The sequence below is a fragment of the Comamonas denitrificans genome (assembly GCF_042654745.1).
Taxonomy (GTDB): domain Bacteria; phylum Pseudomonadota; class Gammaproteobacteria; order Burkholderiales; family Burkholderiaceae_C; genus Comamonas; species Comamonas denitrificans.
The window spans coordinates 78,825-92,584 of the sequence record NZ_JBHSEY010000010.1 but is presented as its reverse complement, the minus strand read 5'-3'; the positions used below and the strand labels follow the sequence as shown (position 1 = coordinate 92,584).

Sequence of the window (13,760 nt, the reverse complement as noted above, 5' to 3'; positions counted from 1 at the left end):
CACGCACAGCGGCCAGATCCGCTGTGCCAAGCAAGGGCGGCGCAGGTGCATAAAATCGCAGCAATGACCAGCACCTCCGCCTTGCCTGCCCCCCCTTCCCCCCCGCGCCGCGCCATCCAAGACCTGCCCGACGAACTGATCAGCCAGATTGCCGCTGGCGAGGTGGTCGAGCGCCCCGCCTCGGTGGTGCGCGAATTGGTTGATAACGCGCTGGATGCCGGGGCCCGCCAGATCACCGTGCGGCTGTTGGCGGGCGGGGTGCGCCTGATCAGCGTGGAGGATGACGGCGGCGGCATCCCACCGGCCGAACTGCCCATTGCCCTGCGCCGCCACGCCACCAGCAAGGTGCACGATCTGCAGGAGCTGGAGGGCGTGACCACCATGGGCTTTCGCGGCGAGGCGCTGGCGGCGATTGCCTCGGTCTCGCAAACCAGCATCCTCTCGCGCCCGCCCGAGGCCGACAGCGCCTGGCTGCTCGATGCCCGCAGCGGCGAACTGCGCCGCGCCGCCCGCGCCCCCGGCACGACGCTGGAGGTCAAAGAGCTGTTCTTCTCCACCCCCGCGCGGCGCAAGTTTTTAAAAACCGATGCCACTGAGCTGGCCCACTGCATCGAAAGCGTGCGCCGCCACGCCCTGGCCCGCCCGGATGTCGGTTTTGCCATCTGGCACGAGGGCAAACTGGTCGAGCAATGGCGGGCCGTGCCCCCCGAGACCGAGCCCAGCCAAGCCCTGGCGCGGCGCCTGGCCGATGTGCTGGGGCAGGAATTTGTCGATAACAGCCTGCCCGTACACCGTATTTTTAACAACGGCGCCATCACCATCTCGGGCCGCGCCGGGCTGCCCGATGCGGCCCGCAACCGGGCTGACCAGCAGTACTGCTATGTGAATGGCCGCTTTGTGCGTGACAAAGTCATCCAGCACGCGGCCAAGGCCGCCTATGAAGACGTGCTGCATGGCCACAAGCAGCCCATGTATGCGCTGTACGTCCGCATTGACCCGCTGCGGGTGGATGTAAACGTCCACCCCACCAAGATTGAAGTGCGCTTTCGCGACAGCCGCGAAGTCCACCAGGCCATCAAGCACGCCATCGAAGATGCCCTGGCCGTGCCCCGTGCCCAGCGGCTGGCGGCCCAGGCCAAGCTGCCGGATGCCGCCCCCCAGCCTGCGCCCGCCAGTGCCCAAAGCACACCCCAGCAGCAGTTGGCCATGCCCTTGTCGGCCGCTGGGCCCTCGGCGTTCGCCCCGGCGTTCACCGCTGCGGCAACGCCTGCGGCGGCCACCGCGCTGACCCCCACACACATGCAGGCCCTGTGGGCACCGCTGCGCGAAGCCAGCCCGCCGCCCGCATGGCAAGTGCAAGAAAGCCACCCAGCCACCGCCCCTGCTGCCAAAGCTCCCTCGGCCGAAGCCAGCGCTCCGCCAGCAGCGGCCCCGGCCCAGCACTGGCCGCTGGGCCGCGCCGTGGCGCAAATCCACGGCATTTACATCCTGGCGGAAAACGCCCAGGGCATGGTCATCGTCGATATGCACGCCGCGCACGAGCGCATCGTGTACGAGCGCCTGAAAACCCAGGTGGGCCACGACCAGCCCATTGCCAGCCAGCCCTTGCTGATTGCCGCCACCTTTGCCGCCACCCCGCAAGAAGTGGCCGCTGCCGAAGCGCACAGCGCCACCTTGGCCACCTTGGGGCTGGAGGTGGTTCCGTTCTCGCCCAAAACCCTGGCGGTGCGGGCCGTGCCCGCCCTCTTGGCACAAGGCGATGCGGTGGAACTGGCCCGCAGCGTGCTGGCCGAGCTGCACCAGCACGAGGCCAGCACCCTGGTGGCCCGCGCCCGCCATGAAATCCTGGCCACCATGGCCTGCCATGGGGCCGTGCGGGCGCACCGGCGCCTGACCCTTGATGAAATGAACGCCCTGCTGCGCCAGATGGAGCAGACCGACCGCGCCGACCAATGCAACCATGGCCGCCCTACCTGGCGGCAGTTGAGCATGGCCGAGCTCGATGGCCTGTTTCTGCGCGGCCGCTAACCCTGACGATTCCCGACGATTGGTTTGAACGCTATGCCTGTGCAACCCGCCCACCCCAACGCCACCCCGTTTTTGGCCCGCCTGCGCCAGATGCAGGACCAGCTCTCGCCCACCGAGAAAAAACTCGCCCTGCTGATTTTGGACACCCCCATCCACCTGGGCAGCTACAGCGCCAGCGAATTGGCGCAGATTACCGACGTATCCAATGCCACCATCACCCGCTTTGTGCGCCACCTGGGCTACGGCACCTACGAAGAAGCCCGCCGCCAGGCCCGGCTAGAGGCCGACGCTGCCGGCACACTGCCCCTGCCCCCGGCCGCCCAGGCCAGCGCCAACGCCCCCAACAGCCAAGCGCTGTGGCAGGCCCAGCAAGACAAGCTGCGTGCCACCTTGGCGCAAATCCCGGCCAGCACCATGAACACCCTGGCCGCGGCCCTGCACCGCGCCCCGCGCGTAGTGGCCGTGGGCCTGGGGGCCAACCACCTGCTGGCCCAGCACCTGTGCCAATTGCTGCACACCGCCCTGGACAAACCAGCGCTGGCCCAACCGGCGGCCGGCACCACGCTGGAAGAGGCTTTAACCCCCTTGGCGCGGGGCGACATGCTCATCCTGTGCGTCCTTGGGCGCATTCCCCCTGCGGTGCAAACCCTGGCCCAACAAGCCCAGCAACGGGGCATTGCGCTGCTGTGCATCACCGACCTGACCAGCCCCGCCCCCACGTCCGACTGGCTGCTGCGCTGCGACACCAGCGCCCACGCCCCCATGGTGGGCCACCTGCTGGACACCAGCGCGGCGCACACCTTGGTCTATGGTTTGGTGGCGCACACGGTGCAATGGGGGGCGGCACCGTTTGAATTAGAGTAAAAAAGGATGATTAAATAAAATAGCTGCAAGCGCTTGACCTGTAAGGGTTTAAGCGCTTTTTTCTTGTATTTTTTCATCCTCATCGTTCAAAACGATGCCCGGCAACGCAATGGGATTTGCATGAAGTCATACGTTTTTGGCATAATCCGCCGCATTGCAATATCGGTATGAAAGGCCGCTTTCCCATGACGCTCCCCACCCTTGAACACTTCCTGCAAGACATTGCCCGCCGCAACCCCGACCAGCCCGAGTTTTTGCAGGCGGTCACTGAAGTGATGGAGAGCCTGTGGCCTTTCATTTCTGCCAATCCACGCTACGCCGAGCAAGCCTTGCTGGAGCGCCTGGTCGAACCCGAGCGCCTGATTCAATTTCGCGTCTGCTGGCACGACGACCAAGGCCGGGTGCGCGTCAATCGCGGCTACCGCATCCAGCACAGCATGGCCATTGGCCCGTACAAGGGGGGGCTGCGCTTTCACCCCTCGGTGACCCCCTCGGTGCTGAAATTTTTGGCCTTTGAACAAACCTTCAAAAACGCCCTGACCACCTTGCCCATGGGTGGCGGCAAAGGCGGTTCCGACTTCGACCCCAAAGGCAAGAGCAACGCCGAGGTCATGCGTTTCTGCCAGGCCTTCGCCTCGGAGCTGTTCCGCCACATTGGCCCCGATACCGATGTGCCCGCAGGCGACATCGGCGTGGGTGGCCGCGAAGTGGGCTTCATCGCTGGCATGTACAAAAAGCTGGCCAACAACGCTTCGAGCGTGTTCACCGGCAAGGGCCTGAGCTTTGGCGGCTCGCTGATCCGCCCCGAAGCCACCGGCTACGGCACCGTGTACTTCGCCCAGGAAATGCTGGCCACCCGTGGCCAATCGTTTGCCGGCAAGACCGTGTCGGTGTCCGGCTCGGGCAACGTGGCGCAGTACGCCGTAGAAAAAGCCATGCAACTGGGCGCCAAAGTGGTCACCGTGTCCGACTCCGGCGGCACCGTGTACGACGCTGCAGGCTTCACCCCGGAAAAACTGGCCATCCTGATGCAGATCAAGAACGAGCAGTACGGCCGCGTCAGCGAATACGCTGCCAAAGTGGGCGCTGAGTTCCAGGCCGGCAAAACCCCTTGGCACATCGCCGTGGACATCGCGCTGCCCTGCGCCACACAAAACGAACTGGACGAGAACGACGCCAAGACCCTCATCCAGAACGGTGTGGTCTGCGTGGCCGAAGGCGCCAACATGCCCAGCACCAACGAAGCGGCCAAGGTCTTTGAACACGCTGGCGTGCTGTACGCACCCGGCAAGGCCTCGAACGCCGGTGGCGTGGCCACCTCGGGTCTGGAAATGAGCCAGAACGCCATGCGCCTGAGCTGGACCGCCGAAGAAGTCGATGCCCGCCTGCACGGCATCATGAAGAGCATCCACGCTGCCTGCGTCAAGCACGGCCAGCGTGCCGATGGCAGCATCAGCTACATCGACGGCGCCAACATCGCCGGCTTTGTCAAAGTGGCCGATGCCATGCTGGCCCAAGGCGTGATTTAAACCACCCGGCTGAACACAAAAAAAAGCGCTACTGCAATGCGGTAGCGCTTTTTTTGTGCTTTTTTTATGCTTTTTTCAGGCCCAGGGCATCAGGATTTTTTTAGAGCCTTCAGGCGCCTTTGCTTGTCCAGAAACAAGCGCACTTCTTTGTCGTTGCGGCGAATGTGCAGCGACAGCCAATCGCGCAGCAGTTGCGACAGGCGGGTGGCCACGGTGGGGCTGCCGCCTTCGTACAGCTCTTTTAAGCGCACCAGCTCGGCCACAAAGTGATCGTGCCCCTTGCGGTGGGCTTCGGATTCAGGAAAGCCAACGCTGGCCATAAAGCGCTCTTCGTGCGCCAAATGCTCTTTGGTGTCGGCCAGTAATTCTTCCAACAACCCAGCCACGATTTCTTGGCCACTGCCTTGGCTGGTGGCATCGTGCAAACGATTAACCTGATCGACCAAGCGGCGGTGGTCTTGGTCAATCGGGCCATCGTGGTCAATGACCATATCGCTCGCCCATTCAAAGTACGCCATCACGGCTCCTTGCTATAAAAATTTACACTTGCGGACAGTCCTAGCGCCGTATGGTACTACCGTAATTACCCGCGCCGCCCTGGATTACGCCCACGCACGCGCCAATTGCCCACGGGCAAAATCCAAAAATCCTTGTGCAGCAGGCGAGAGCGAACGCCCTTTGCGCGTAAAAATCCAAAAGCTGCGCTGCACCTGCGGATGAACCAACGGGCGCATGACCAGGCCGTTTTGCTCGACCAGCAAGCGCGCATAGGGCATGCACAAGGTAATGCCCAGGCCAGCGCGCACCAGCGCCAGCGCCGAGGTCATGAACGTCACTTGCATGAACGAGTCCTGCTGCAGGTCGCGGGCGGCATCGCCCGCGTCGCTGACCAACAGATCGGTAAATTGCCCCTGCAGGGTAATCAGGGGCTGGGCGCTCAAATCCTGCCAACGCACCTGCTCCTGCGCGGCCAGCGGGTGGCCCTTGGGCAGCACCACCATAAAGGGCAGGGTAAACAGCTCGGCGGCCTCGATGTCGGAATTGGTCTCGCGCTCGGGGCCAATGCCAATGTCCACCTCGCCCGAGAACACCCGCGCCATGACGCTTTCCACCGCGCAATCGACCATGCGCAGCTGCACGCCGGGGTGCAGGGCTTTGAAGTCGGCCATCACCTGCGGCAGCAGGGTGCAGGCCAAGAGCTGCGGCACGGCAATGCGCACCTTGCCGCGCTGCAGGGCTTTAAGGTTGCCGACCTCGCTGACCACGCCTTCCAGGTCGTGCAGGATTTTTTCGATCTGCGGGTACAGCTCCTGCCCGATCACGGACAAGCGCAAGCGCCGCGTGCTGCGGTCAAACAGGCGCAGGCCCAGGCTGCTCTCCAGTTCACGAATCAAGCCGCTCAAAGCCGACTGGGTGACAAACAACCGCTCGGCCGCCAGCGTAAAGCTGCCCGTCTGGGCCACGGCGATAAAGGCATGCAGCTGGCGCAGGGTGACATTCATAAGGTGAACCAATAAATTGATAAGAAAAAACCGTTTGAATCATAAATAGATCTCCCTTTTAATGCATCCAAGCACTGCCATTCAATTCAAGGAGAACCGCGCATGACCGAGAAAAAATTCGCCTCCCAGGCCGACCTGGAAGAAAAGAAGATCAGCTGGGAAAAGCTCAGCGACAACGCCTACGCCTACACCGCCGAGGGCGACCCGAACACCGGGGTCATCATCGGTGACGATGGCTGCATGATCATCGATGCCACGGCCACCCCCGTGGCTGCGCAGGGCGTGATCGCCAAAATCCGTGAAATCACCGACAAGCCCATCAAATACGTGGTGCTGACGCATTACCACGCCGTGCGCGTGCTGGGCGCATCGGGCTACAAAAGCGAAGGGTTGGAGCAAATCATTGCCAGCCGCGATACCTACGACCTGATCGTCGAGCGTGGCCAGCAGGACATGGATTCGGAAATTGGCCGCTTCCCGCGCCTGTTCCAGGCCGTGGAAAGCGTGCCCGGCCTGACCTGGCCGACCATGACCTTCCAGGGTGAAATGAGCGTTTGGCTGGGCAAGCTGGAGGTGAAGATTAAGCAAGTGGGCCGGGGCCACACCAAGGGCGACACCATCGTCTATCTGCCCAGCCAAAACATCTGCTTCTCGGGCGACCTGGTCGAGGCCGACGCTGCCTGCTACACCGGCGATGCCTACCTGGCCGACTGGCCGCAAACGCTGGACAACCTGGCCGCCATGCAGTTTGACAAGCTGATCCCCGGCCGTGGCCCCGCGCTGATGACCCCCGAAGCCGTGCAAAAAGGCCTGGCCTACACGCGCGATTTCGTCAGCACCCTGTACCAAAGCGCCCAAGAGGCCGTGGCCCAGGGCATGGATTTGAACGCCACCATGCAGCACACACGCAAGGCCATGGACCCCAAGTTTGGCCACGTGTTCATCTACGAACACTGCCTGCCATTTGACGTGACGCGCGCCCACGACGAAGCCAGCGGCATCCGCGACCCACGCATCTGGACGGCCGAGCGCGACAAAGAAATGTGGCACGCGCTGCAGCAAGTCTGAACAAAAAAATAGCTTCTACCGCTGATAAAAAAACAATTTCAGATAGAAATTCATATGAAACATAGCAAATACAAGCGGTAGCAGCTATCTTTTTAAAAAGAATATTACCAAGACGGAGACAAGATGCTATCCACCTACACCTACCCAAAATTCGAGTACGTCTGCCCGCCCGAAGTGGCCGAGCAGCGCAGCGGCCACTACCCCGTGGTGATTGTTGGCGCGGGGCCTGTGGGCCTGTCCATGGCGATTGACCTGGCGGCCCAGGGCCAGCAGGTGCTGCTGCTGGACAACGACGACACCGTCTCCATCGGCTCGCGCGGCGTGTGCTATGCCAAGCGCACGCTGGAAGTGCTCGACCGCCTGAACTGCGGCGCGCCTGCCGTGGAAAAAGGCGTGTCCTGGAACGTGGGCCGCACCTTTTTTGGCGATGGCGAGGTGTTCAACTTCAACCTGTGCCCCCAAGAAGGCCACCAGCGCCCCGGCATGGTGAACCTGCAGCAGTACTACCTGGAGGACTACCTGGTGGCCCGCGCCCGCCAGTTGCCCAACCTGGAGATGCGCTTTAAAAACAACGTCATCAGCGTCGAGCAAGACGATGCCCAGGCCACCGTGCGCGTGGAAACGCCCGACGGTGCCTACACCCTGACGACCGATTGGCTGGTGGCCGCGGACGGCGCACGCTCGCCCATTCGCACCATGCTGGGGCTGGACATTGAGGGCAAAATTTTCATGGACCGCTTCCTGATTGCCGACGTGGTGATGAAGGCCGACTACCCGGCCGAGCGCTGGTTCTGGTTTGACCCGCCCTTCCACCGCAACCAGTCGGTGCTGCTGCACAAGCAGGCCGACAACGTCTGGCGCATCGACTTTCAGCTGGGCTGGGATGCCGACCCCGAGGCCGAGAAAAAGCCCGAAAACGTCATCCCCCGCATCCAAGCCATGCTGGGCGACGAGCGCGAGTTTGAGCTGGAATGGGTCAGCGTCTACACCTTCCAGTGCCGCCGCATGGGCCGGTTCAACCACAACCGCGTGCTGTTTGTGGGCGATGCGGCGCACCAGGTCTCGCCCTTTGGCGCACGTGGGGCCAACAGCGGCATTCAAGACACCGACAACCTGGCCTGGAAGTTGAAACTGGTGCTGGACGGCAAGGCCCCCGCCGCGCTGCTGGACAGCTACAGCGCCGAGCGCTGCTACGCCGCCGACGAGAACATCATGAACTCCACGCGCTCGACCGACTTCATCACGCCCAAAAGCAACGTCAGCAAAGCCTTTCGCAACGCGGTGCTAGAGCTGGCGCAGGACTACCCCTTTGCCCGCGCCCTGGTCAATTCGGGCCGCCTGTCGGTGCCCAGCTGGCTGGTCGATTCGCCGCTGAACACCCCCGACAGCGACGCATTTACCGGCAACATGGTGCCCGGCGCACCCATGGACGATGCCCCCGTCAGCGGCAGCCGCACCGGCTGGCTGCTGGGCGCGATGGACACGCGTTTTCAGCTGCTTTACTACGTTGAAGATGCCAGCCAGATCAGCGCCGCCCAGGCCCAGGCCCTGGCCGCGCTGGCCCACGACCGCATTGGCGTGCAGGCCGTGGTAGTGGCCAAAACCGGCGCAGCCCCGCACGGCCTGCTGACGCTGCTGGACACGCAAGGCAGCATCGCCCAGCGCTACGACCTGCAACCGGGCACCTGCTACCTGCTGCGCCCCGACCAGCACGTGGCCGCCCGCTGGCGCAGCTTTGATGCCGCACGGGTGCGTGCCGCCGTGGCCCGCGCCACGGGCAATGCCGCCGCCAGCGCCTAAACCGTGCCCCGTCCATAAAAAAACCCAAGGAGACCACCCCATGCCCCTGATCACCGCTGCCAACCTGCACGAACCCGGCAAACGCTACTTCCAGGCCTATTCGCCCGGCGATGATTTCTACGAAGCCCTGATCGACACCCACCAGGGCCTGAGCGACGAGCAAAGCCTGGCCGTCAATGCCCGGCTGGTGCTGCTGCTGGCCAACCACATTGGCGACATCAGCGTGCTGCGCCAGGCGCTGGCCATTGCCCGCCAGCCTTTCAACAATTAAAAATCCATAAATCCATTCCACCCCCCACCCAAGGAGACAACCATGGCCTTTCTCAACGGCGTTCACCATGTCGCTTACCGCTGCAAAAACGCGAAGGAAACCGTGGAGTGGTACCAAAAGTACCTCGATGCCAATTTCATCCTCGCCATTGCCGAAAACCAAGTGCCCTCCACCAAGGAGCCCGACCCCTACATGCACATCTTCATCGACATCGGCGGGGGCAACATCCTGGCTTTCTTTGAACTGCCGACCAAGCAGCCCATGATCGCCCCGTCGGATGCCAACACCCCGGCGTGGACGCAGCACCTGGCGCTGAAGGTCGATTCCATCGACACCATGCTGAAAGTCAAGGCCAAGATGGAGGCCGACGGCATCGAAGTGATCGGCCCCACCGACCACACCATCTTCCAGTCGATCTACTTCCGCGACCCGTCCGGCCACCGCCTGGAGCTGGCGGCCGACACCGCCACGCCCAAGATGAACCAGATGCTGGACCAGGTGAAGTGGGACATGCTCAACGAATGGGACCGCACCAAAAAGGCCCCCACGCATGCCCGCTGGATGCACGACGGCAGCTACGCCAATTAATTGCATTGTCAAAAGGAAACCCCACCCCATGAAACTTGCCACCCTGCAACAAGGCGGCCGCGACGGCACCCTGGTCGTCGTCAGCCGCGACCTGGGCCGCTGCCGCGCCGTGCCCGCCATTGCCCGCACCCTGCTGGCCGCGATGGACGACTGGGCCACGGTGGAGCCGCAACTGCGCCAGGTGTACGAAGCGCTGAACAGCGGTGCCATCGAAGGCGAGCCGTTTGACCAGGCCGCCTGCCACAGCCCGCTGCCGCGCACTTGGCAATGGGCCGATGGCTCGGCCTACCTCAACCACGTCGAGCTGGTGCGCCGCGCCCGCAACGCCGAGGTGCCCGAGACCTTCTACACCGACCCGCTGATGTACCAGGGCGGCAGCGACGGCTTCATCGCCCCGCGCGCGCCCATCGTGGCCAAAGAGGCCTGGGGCATCGACATGGAGGCCGAAGTCACCGTCGTCACCGGCGACGTGCCCCTGGGTGCCACGCCCGAAGAAGCGGCCAAGGCCATCCGGCTGGTGATGCTGGTCAATGACGTATCGCTGCGCCACCTGATTCCGGCAGAACTGGCCAAGGGTTTTGGCTTTTTCCAGAGCAAACCGGCCAGCGCTTTCAGCCCCGTGGCCGTCACGCCCGACGAGCTGGGCGATACCTGGCAGGACAGCAAAGTGCATCTGCCCCTGGTGGTTCACCTGAACGGCGAACTGTTTGGCAAGCCCAACGCCGGGGTGGACATGACGTTCAACTTCGGCCAGCTGATTGCCCACGTGGCCAAGACGCGCACGCTGTGCGCCGGCTCCATCATTGGCTCGGGCACGGTGTCGAACAAGCAGGGCAACCTGTGGGGCTCGTCCATTGCCAACGGCGGCGTGGGTTACTGCTGCCTGGCCGAGGTGCGCACCTACGAAACCATTGAGCAGGGCAAGCCCATCACGCCCTTCATGCGCCACGGCGATGTGGTGCGCATCGAGATGTTCGATGCCCAGGGCGCGAGCATCTTCGGCACCATCGAAAACACGGTGGACACCCACAGCCTGGATAAATAACCGATCCGATAACGGACGACATTTCACACCCCAAGGAGACAAACACCATGCAAAAAACCCTCATCGCCCTGGCCTGCGCCAGCGCCAGCCTGGCCGCCAGCGCCGATCCCGTGATCCTGAAAGTGGCCCATTTTTGGCCCGCCACCGCGCTGTCGCAGCAAAAGGTGCTGGAGCCTTGGTGCGCCAAGATTGCCCAGGAGTCGAACAACACCCTGCAATGCCAGATCTACCCCTCCATGCAGCTGGGCGGCACGCCCCCGCAACTGATTCAGCAGGCGATTGACGGCGTGGCCGACATCGTCTGGACGCTGCCGGGCTACACCGCCGGGCGCTTTCCGTCGATGGAGGTGATGGAGCTGCCCTTTCTGACCAAAGACGCGGAAGGCGGCAGCCGCGCCGCCTGGGAGATTTACCAAAAATACGGCCAGAAAGACTTTGCCGGCCTCAAGGCCCTGGCCTTTCACGTACACGATCGCGGCCAGATTCACAACAACAAGCGCCCCATCACCAAGGTGGCCGACTTCAAAGGCCTGAAGATGCGCGCCCCCACGCGCCTGACCAACAAGATGATTGCCGCCCTGGGGGCCACCCCCGTGGCCATGCCCATGCCGCAGACCCCAGATGCCGTCTCCAAGGGCGTGGTCGATGGCTACGTGCTGCCCTGGGAAGTGGTGCCCACCATGAAGCTGCACGAGATGACCAAGTACCACTCGGAAATCAACCCGCCGCAGCCCGGCCTGTACACCACGCTGTTCACCATTGCCATGAACCAGGCCAAGTACGACAGCCTGACCCCGGAGCAGAAAAAGGTGATTGATGCCAACTCGGGCGTGGACTTCTCGGCCGCCATCGGCAAGGCCTGGGATGAATCGGCCCCCGCCGCCCGCAAGCAGGCGCAAGAGCGGGGCAACCAGTTCAACACCATCGGCGCGGCCGAGGTAGAGGGCTTCCAGAAAGCCACGGCCCGTGTGGCCACCGACTGGGTCAAAGAAGTCACAGCCAAGGGCTACGACGGCAAGGCCATGCTGCACGATGCCCAAACCCTGTCGGCCCAATACGCCAAATAACAACTTAATAGCTTTTACCGCTTGTATCTATTGATTTTCAGCATGTTTTTGATCTGAAGTCTTTTATTTATCAGCGGTAAAAGCTTTTTTTATTGAGTATCTGATGACTGAAGTTGTTCCTTCCCCTGAAGGCGCTGCCACCCCAGCGGCCCCGCAGGATGCGCTGGGCCGTTTCCTGCTGGGCTGGTCGCAACTGTCGGCCCTGTGCGGCGTGGCGCTGCTGCTGGGCATCTGCCTGCTGTCCACCTGGAGCGTGCTGGGCCGCGCCCTGTTTGACTCCCCCGTCATGGGCGACGTGGAAATCGTGCAAATCATTTGCTCGCTGGCCATTGCCTCTTTCCTGCCCTACGCGCAGATGAAGAACGCCCACGTCATCGTGGACTTTTTCACCCACGGTGCCAGCGCCCGCACCCGCGCCGTGCTGGACGTTTTGGCCGCGCTGGTGCTGGCCGTGGTCGCCACCTGGCTGGCCTGGCGCAGCACGGCCGGTGCCATTGAGGCCTACAGCAATGGCGAGACATCCATGATCTTGGACTGGCCGCTGTGGTGGGCGCACATCACCATTGCGCCCGGCTTTGGCCTGCTGACGCTTACCGCCCTCTACACCGCCTGGACACTGGGCAAGAACATGAATAACCACCACCAGGGGAATGCAGCATGAGCGGCGTAACGATTGGCTTCCTGATGGGGGGACTGGTGCTGGTGCTGCTGGTCATCCGCGTCCACATTGCGGTGGCGATGCTGCTGGCCGGGGGCATTGGCTACGCCCTGGTGGCGGGCATTGACCCGCTCTTCAACTACGCCAAAACCATGGCGTTTGCCCGCTATTCGGTCTATGACCTGTCGGTGGTGCCGCTGTTTTTACTGATGGGCAATTTGGCCTCGCGCGGCGGACTGTCGCGGCGGCTGTTCCAGGCCACAAATGCATTTTTGGGCCATTACCGGGGCGGTGTGGCCATGAGTGCGGTAGGGGCCTGCGCCGGCTTTGGGGCCATCTGCGGCTCTTCGCTGGCCACGGCGGCCACCATGGGGCAGGTGGCCCTGCCCGAGCTGCGCCGCTACAACTATTCGCCCGCACTGGCCACCGGCGCACTGGCGGCCGGCGGCACCCTGGGGGTGCTGATTCCGCCCTCGGTGGTGCTGGTGATCTACGCCGTGCTGGCCGAGCAGAACGTGGCCGCCATGTTCATCGCCGCCCTGCTGCCGGGCCTGCTGGCCCTGAGCGGCTACATGGTGGCCATCATGATTTATGTGCGCCTCTCGCCCGGCAGCGGCCCGGCTGCGCCACGCATGAACTGGAGCGAGCGCCTGCACACCCTGCGCGAGGTCTGGCCGATTGTGGCGATTTTTGTCACCGTGATCGGCGGCATCTACGGTGGCATCTTCACCCCGACTGAGGCCGCCGCCATCGGCACCATCGCCACCGGCGCACTGGCCCTGCTCATGCGCGAGCTGACCTGGCAAGGCATCGTGGATGCCGCGCTGGACACGGCCGCAGCCACCGCCATGATCTTTTTGATCTTGCTGGGTGCAGATTTGCTCAACGCTTTCTTTGCCATCTCGCAAATGCCCGTGGCCGCAGCGCAGTGGGTGCTGGGCGCCGACCTGCCGCCCATGATGGTGCTGGTGGGCATTGTGCTGATCTACCTGGTGCTGGGCTGCGTGATGGACAGCCTGTCCATGCTGCTGCTGACCATTCCCATCTTTTTGCCCATCGTGCTGGGGCTGGACTTTTGGGGGCTGGGCCAGACAGACAAGGCCATCTGGTTCGGCATTCTGGCGCTGATGGTGGTGGAGATCGGCCTGATCACCCCACCCGTGGGCATGAACCTGTTCATCATCAACAGCTTGGCCAAAGACGTGCCGATGAAAGAAACCTACAAAGGCACGCTGCCCTTCATCGCCTCAGACATCGTGCGCACGGCCATCTTGATGCTGGTGCCGGGGCTGTCGCTGTGGCTGGTGCATGCGCTCAATTGACCTTGAAGGACACCTGCC

13 protein-coding genes are annotated in these 13,760 nt (G+C 63.1%); 11 read left to right on the top strand and 2 right to left on the bottom strand.

The annotated features are described in order from the left end of the window. Positions 1 to 63 precede the first annotated feature (63 nt). From mutL to gdhA, 3 genes are all read left to right on the top strand, one after another. On the top strand, positions 64 to 2,028 hold the full coding sequence (gene mutL / locus ACFO24_RS02375) for a DNA mismatch repair endonuclease MutL (protein ID WP_377736592.1): 1,965 nt from the start codon (positions 64 to 66) through the stop codon (positions 2,026 to 2,028). A 33-nt stretch (positions 2,029 to 2,061) separates the two neighbouring features. Further along, on the top strand, positions 2,062 to 2,892 hold the full coding sequence (locus ACFO24_RS02370; RefSeq protein ID WP_377736591.1) for a MurR/RpiR family transcriptional regulator: 831 nt from the start codon (positions 2,062 to 2,064) through the stop codon (positions 2,890 to 2,892). 185 nt (positions 2,893 to 3,077) lie between these two features. Further along, positions 3,078 to 4,421, top strand: a complete 1,344-nt coding sequence (gene gdhA, locus ACFO24_RS02365; protein ID WP_377736590.1) for an NADP-specific glutamate dehydrogenase — start codon at positions 3,078 to 3,080, stop codon at positions 4,419 to 4,421. An 89-nt stretch (positions 4,422 to 4,510) separates the two neighbouring features. Here gdhA and ACFO24_RS02360 read toward each other — a convergent pair whose 3' ends face one another. Beyond that, a complete protein-coding gene (locus ACFO24_RS02360) occupies positions 4,511 to 4,939 on the bottom strand; it encodes a bacteriohemerythrin (protein WP_377736589.1) in 429 nt (142 codons plus the stop codon). Positions 4,940 to 5,023: 84 nt separating this feature from the next. Continuing rightward, positions 5,024 to 5,923 (bottom strand): LysR family transcriptional regulator, encoded by a 900-nt coding sequence (locus ACFO24_RS02355; protein ID WP_377736588.1) that lies wholly within the window; start codon positions 5,921 to 5,923, stop codon positions 5,024 to 5,026. Positions 5,924 to 6,025: 102 nt separating this feature from the next. On the opposite strand from ACFO24_RS02355, the gene ACFO24_RS02350 reads away from it, so the two are divergent. The 8 genes from ACFO24_RS02350 to ACFO24_RS02315 all read left to right on the top strand — a co-directional run bounded on the left by ACFO24_RS02350 (position 6,026) and on the right by ACFO24_RS02315 (position 13,742). Next, the gene (locus ACFO24_RS02350) at positions 6,026 to 6,991 is read left to right on the top strand and encodes an MBL fold metallo-hydrolase (protein ID WP_377736587.1); all 966 of its coding nucleotides are present in this window, start codon (positions 6,026 to 6,028) and stop codon (positions 6,989 to 6,991) included. A 123-nt stretch (positions 6,992 to 7,114) separates the two neighbouring features. After that, positions 7,115 to 8,791 carry an FAD-dependent oxidoreductase gene (locus ACFO24_RS02345; RefSeq protein WP_377736586.1) on the top strand — a complete coding sequence of 559 codons (1,677 nt, stop codon included), beginning with the start codon at positions 7,115 to 7,117 and terminating at the stop codon, positions 8,789 to 8,791. 40 nt (positions 8,792 to 8,831) lie between these two features. Then, positions 8,832 to 9,062, top strand: a complete 231-nt coding sequence (locus tag ACFO24_RS02340; RefSeq protein ID WP_207573862.1) for a DUF2783 domain-containing protein — start codon at positions 8,832 to 8,834, stop codon at positions 9,060 to 9,062. A 42-nt stretch (positions 9,063 to 9,104) separates the two neighbouring features. Continuing rightward, positions 9,105 to 9,650, top strand: coding sequence for a VOC family protein (locus tag ACFO24_RS02335; protein ID WP_377736585.1), 546 nt, complete (start codon positions 9,105 to 9,107; stop codon positions 9,648 to 9,650). Between the two features lie 28 nt (positions 9,651 to 9,678). After that, positions 9,679 to 10,695, top strand: coding sequence for a fumarylacetoacetate hydrolase family protein (locus ACFO24_RS02330; RefSeq protein WP_377736583.1), 1,017 nt, complete (start codon positions 9,679 to 9,681; stop codon positions 10,693 to 10,695). A 47-nt stretch (positions 10,696 to 10,742) separates the two neighbouring features. Then, entirely contained in the window at positions 10,743 to 11,762 is a 1,020-nt protein-coding gene (locus tag ACFO24_RS02325; RefSeq protein ID WP_377736582.1) for a TRAP transporter substrate-binding protein, read from the top strand. Between the two features lie 103 nt (positions 11,763 to 11,865). Beyond that, entirely contained in the window at positions 11,866 to 12,423 is a 558-nt protein-coding gene (locus ACFO24_RS02320) for a TRAP transporter small permease (RefSeq protein WP_377736580.1), read from the top strand. Then, positions 12,420 to 13,742, top strand: a complete 1,323-nt coding sequence (locus tag ACFO24_RS02315) for a TRAP transporter large permease (RefSeq protein WP_377736579.1) — start codon at positions 12,420 to 12,422, stop codon at positions 13,740 to 13,742. The genes ACFO24_RS02320 and ACFO24_RS02315 overlap by 4 nt, the downstream gene beginning before the upstream one ends. The last annotated feature ends 18 nt before the right edge of the window (positions 13,743 to 13,760 follow it).

What these genes read in the sequence shown, in the direction of transcription:
- ACFO24_RS02370 (WP_377736591.1), top strand. Translation starts at nt 2,062, where the DNA reads ATGCCTGTGCAACCCGCCCACCCCAACGCCACCCCGTTTTTGGCCCGC.
- ACFO24_RS02345 (WP_377736586.1), top strand. Translation starts at nt 7,115, where the DNA reads ATGCTATCCACCTACACCTACCCAAAATTCGAGTACGTCTGCCCGCCC.
- ACFO24_RS02320 (WP_377736580.1), top strand. Translation starts at nt 11,866, where the DNA reads ATGACTGAAGTTGTTCCTTCCCCTGAAGGCGCTGCCACCCCAGCGGCC.
- ACFO24_RS02340 (WP_207573862.1), top strand. Translation starts at nt 8,832, where the DNA reads ATGCCCCTGATCACCGCTGCCAACCTGCACGAACCCGGCAAACGCTAC.
- ACFO24_RS02350 (WP_377736587.1), top strand. Translation starts at nt 6,026, where the DNA reads ATGACCGAGAAAAAATTCGCCTCCCAGGCCGACCTGGAAGAAAAGAAG.
- ACFO24_RS02330 (WP_377736583.1), top strand. Translation starts at nt 9,679, where the DNA reads ATGAAACTTGCCACCCTGCAACAAGGCGGCCGCGACGGCACCCTGGTC.
- ACFO24_RS02335 (WP_377736585.1), top strand. Translation starts at nt 9,105, where the DNA reads ATGGCCTTTCTCAACGGCGTTCACCATGTCGCTTACCGCTGCAAAAAC.
- ACFO24_RS02315 (WP_377736579.1), top strand. Translation starts at nt 12,420, where the DNA reads ATGAGCGGCGTAACGATTGGCTTCCTGATGGGGGGACTGGTGCTGGTG.
- mutL (WP_377736592.1), top strand. Translation starts at nt 64, where the DNA reads ATGACCAGCACCTCCGCCTTGCCTGCCCCCCCTTCCCCCCCGCGCCGC.
- gdhA (WP_377736590.1), top strand. Translation starts at nt 3,078, where the DNA reads ATGACGCTCCCCACCCTTGAACACTTCCTGCAAGACATTGCCCGCCGC.
- ACFO24_RS02325 (WP_377736582.1), top strand. Translation starts at nt 10,743, where the DNA reads ATGCAAAAAACCCTCATCGCCCTGGCCTGCGCCAGCGCCAGCCTGGCC.
- ACFO24_RS02360 (WP_377736589.1), bottom strand. Translation starts at nt 4,939, where the DNA reads ATGGCGTACTTTGAATGGGCGAGCGATATGGTCATTGACCACGATGGC.
- ACFO24_RS02355 (WP_377736588.1), bottom strand. Translation starts at nt 5,923, where the DNA reads ATGAATGTCACCCTGCGCCAGCTGCATGCCTTTATCGCCGTGGCCCAG.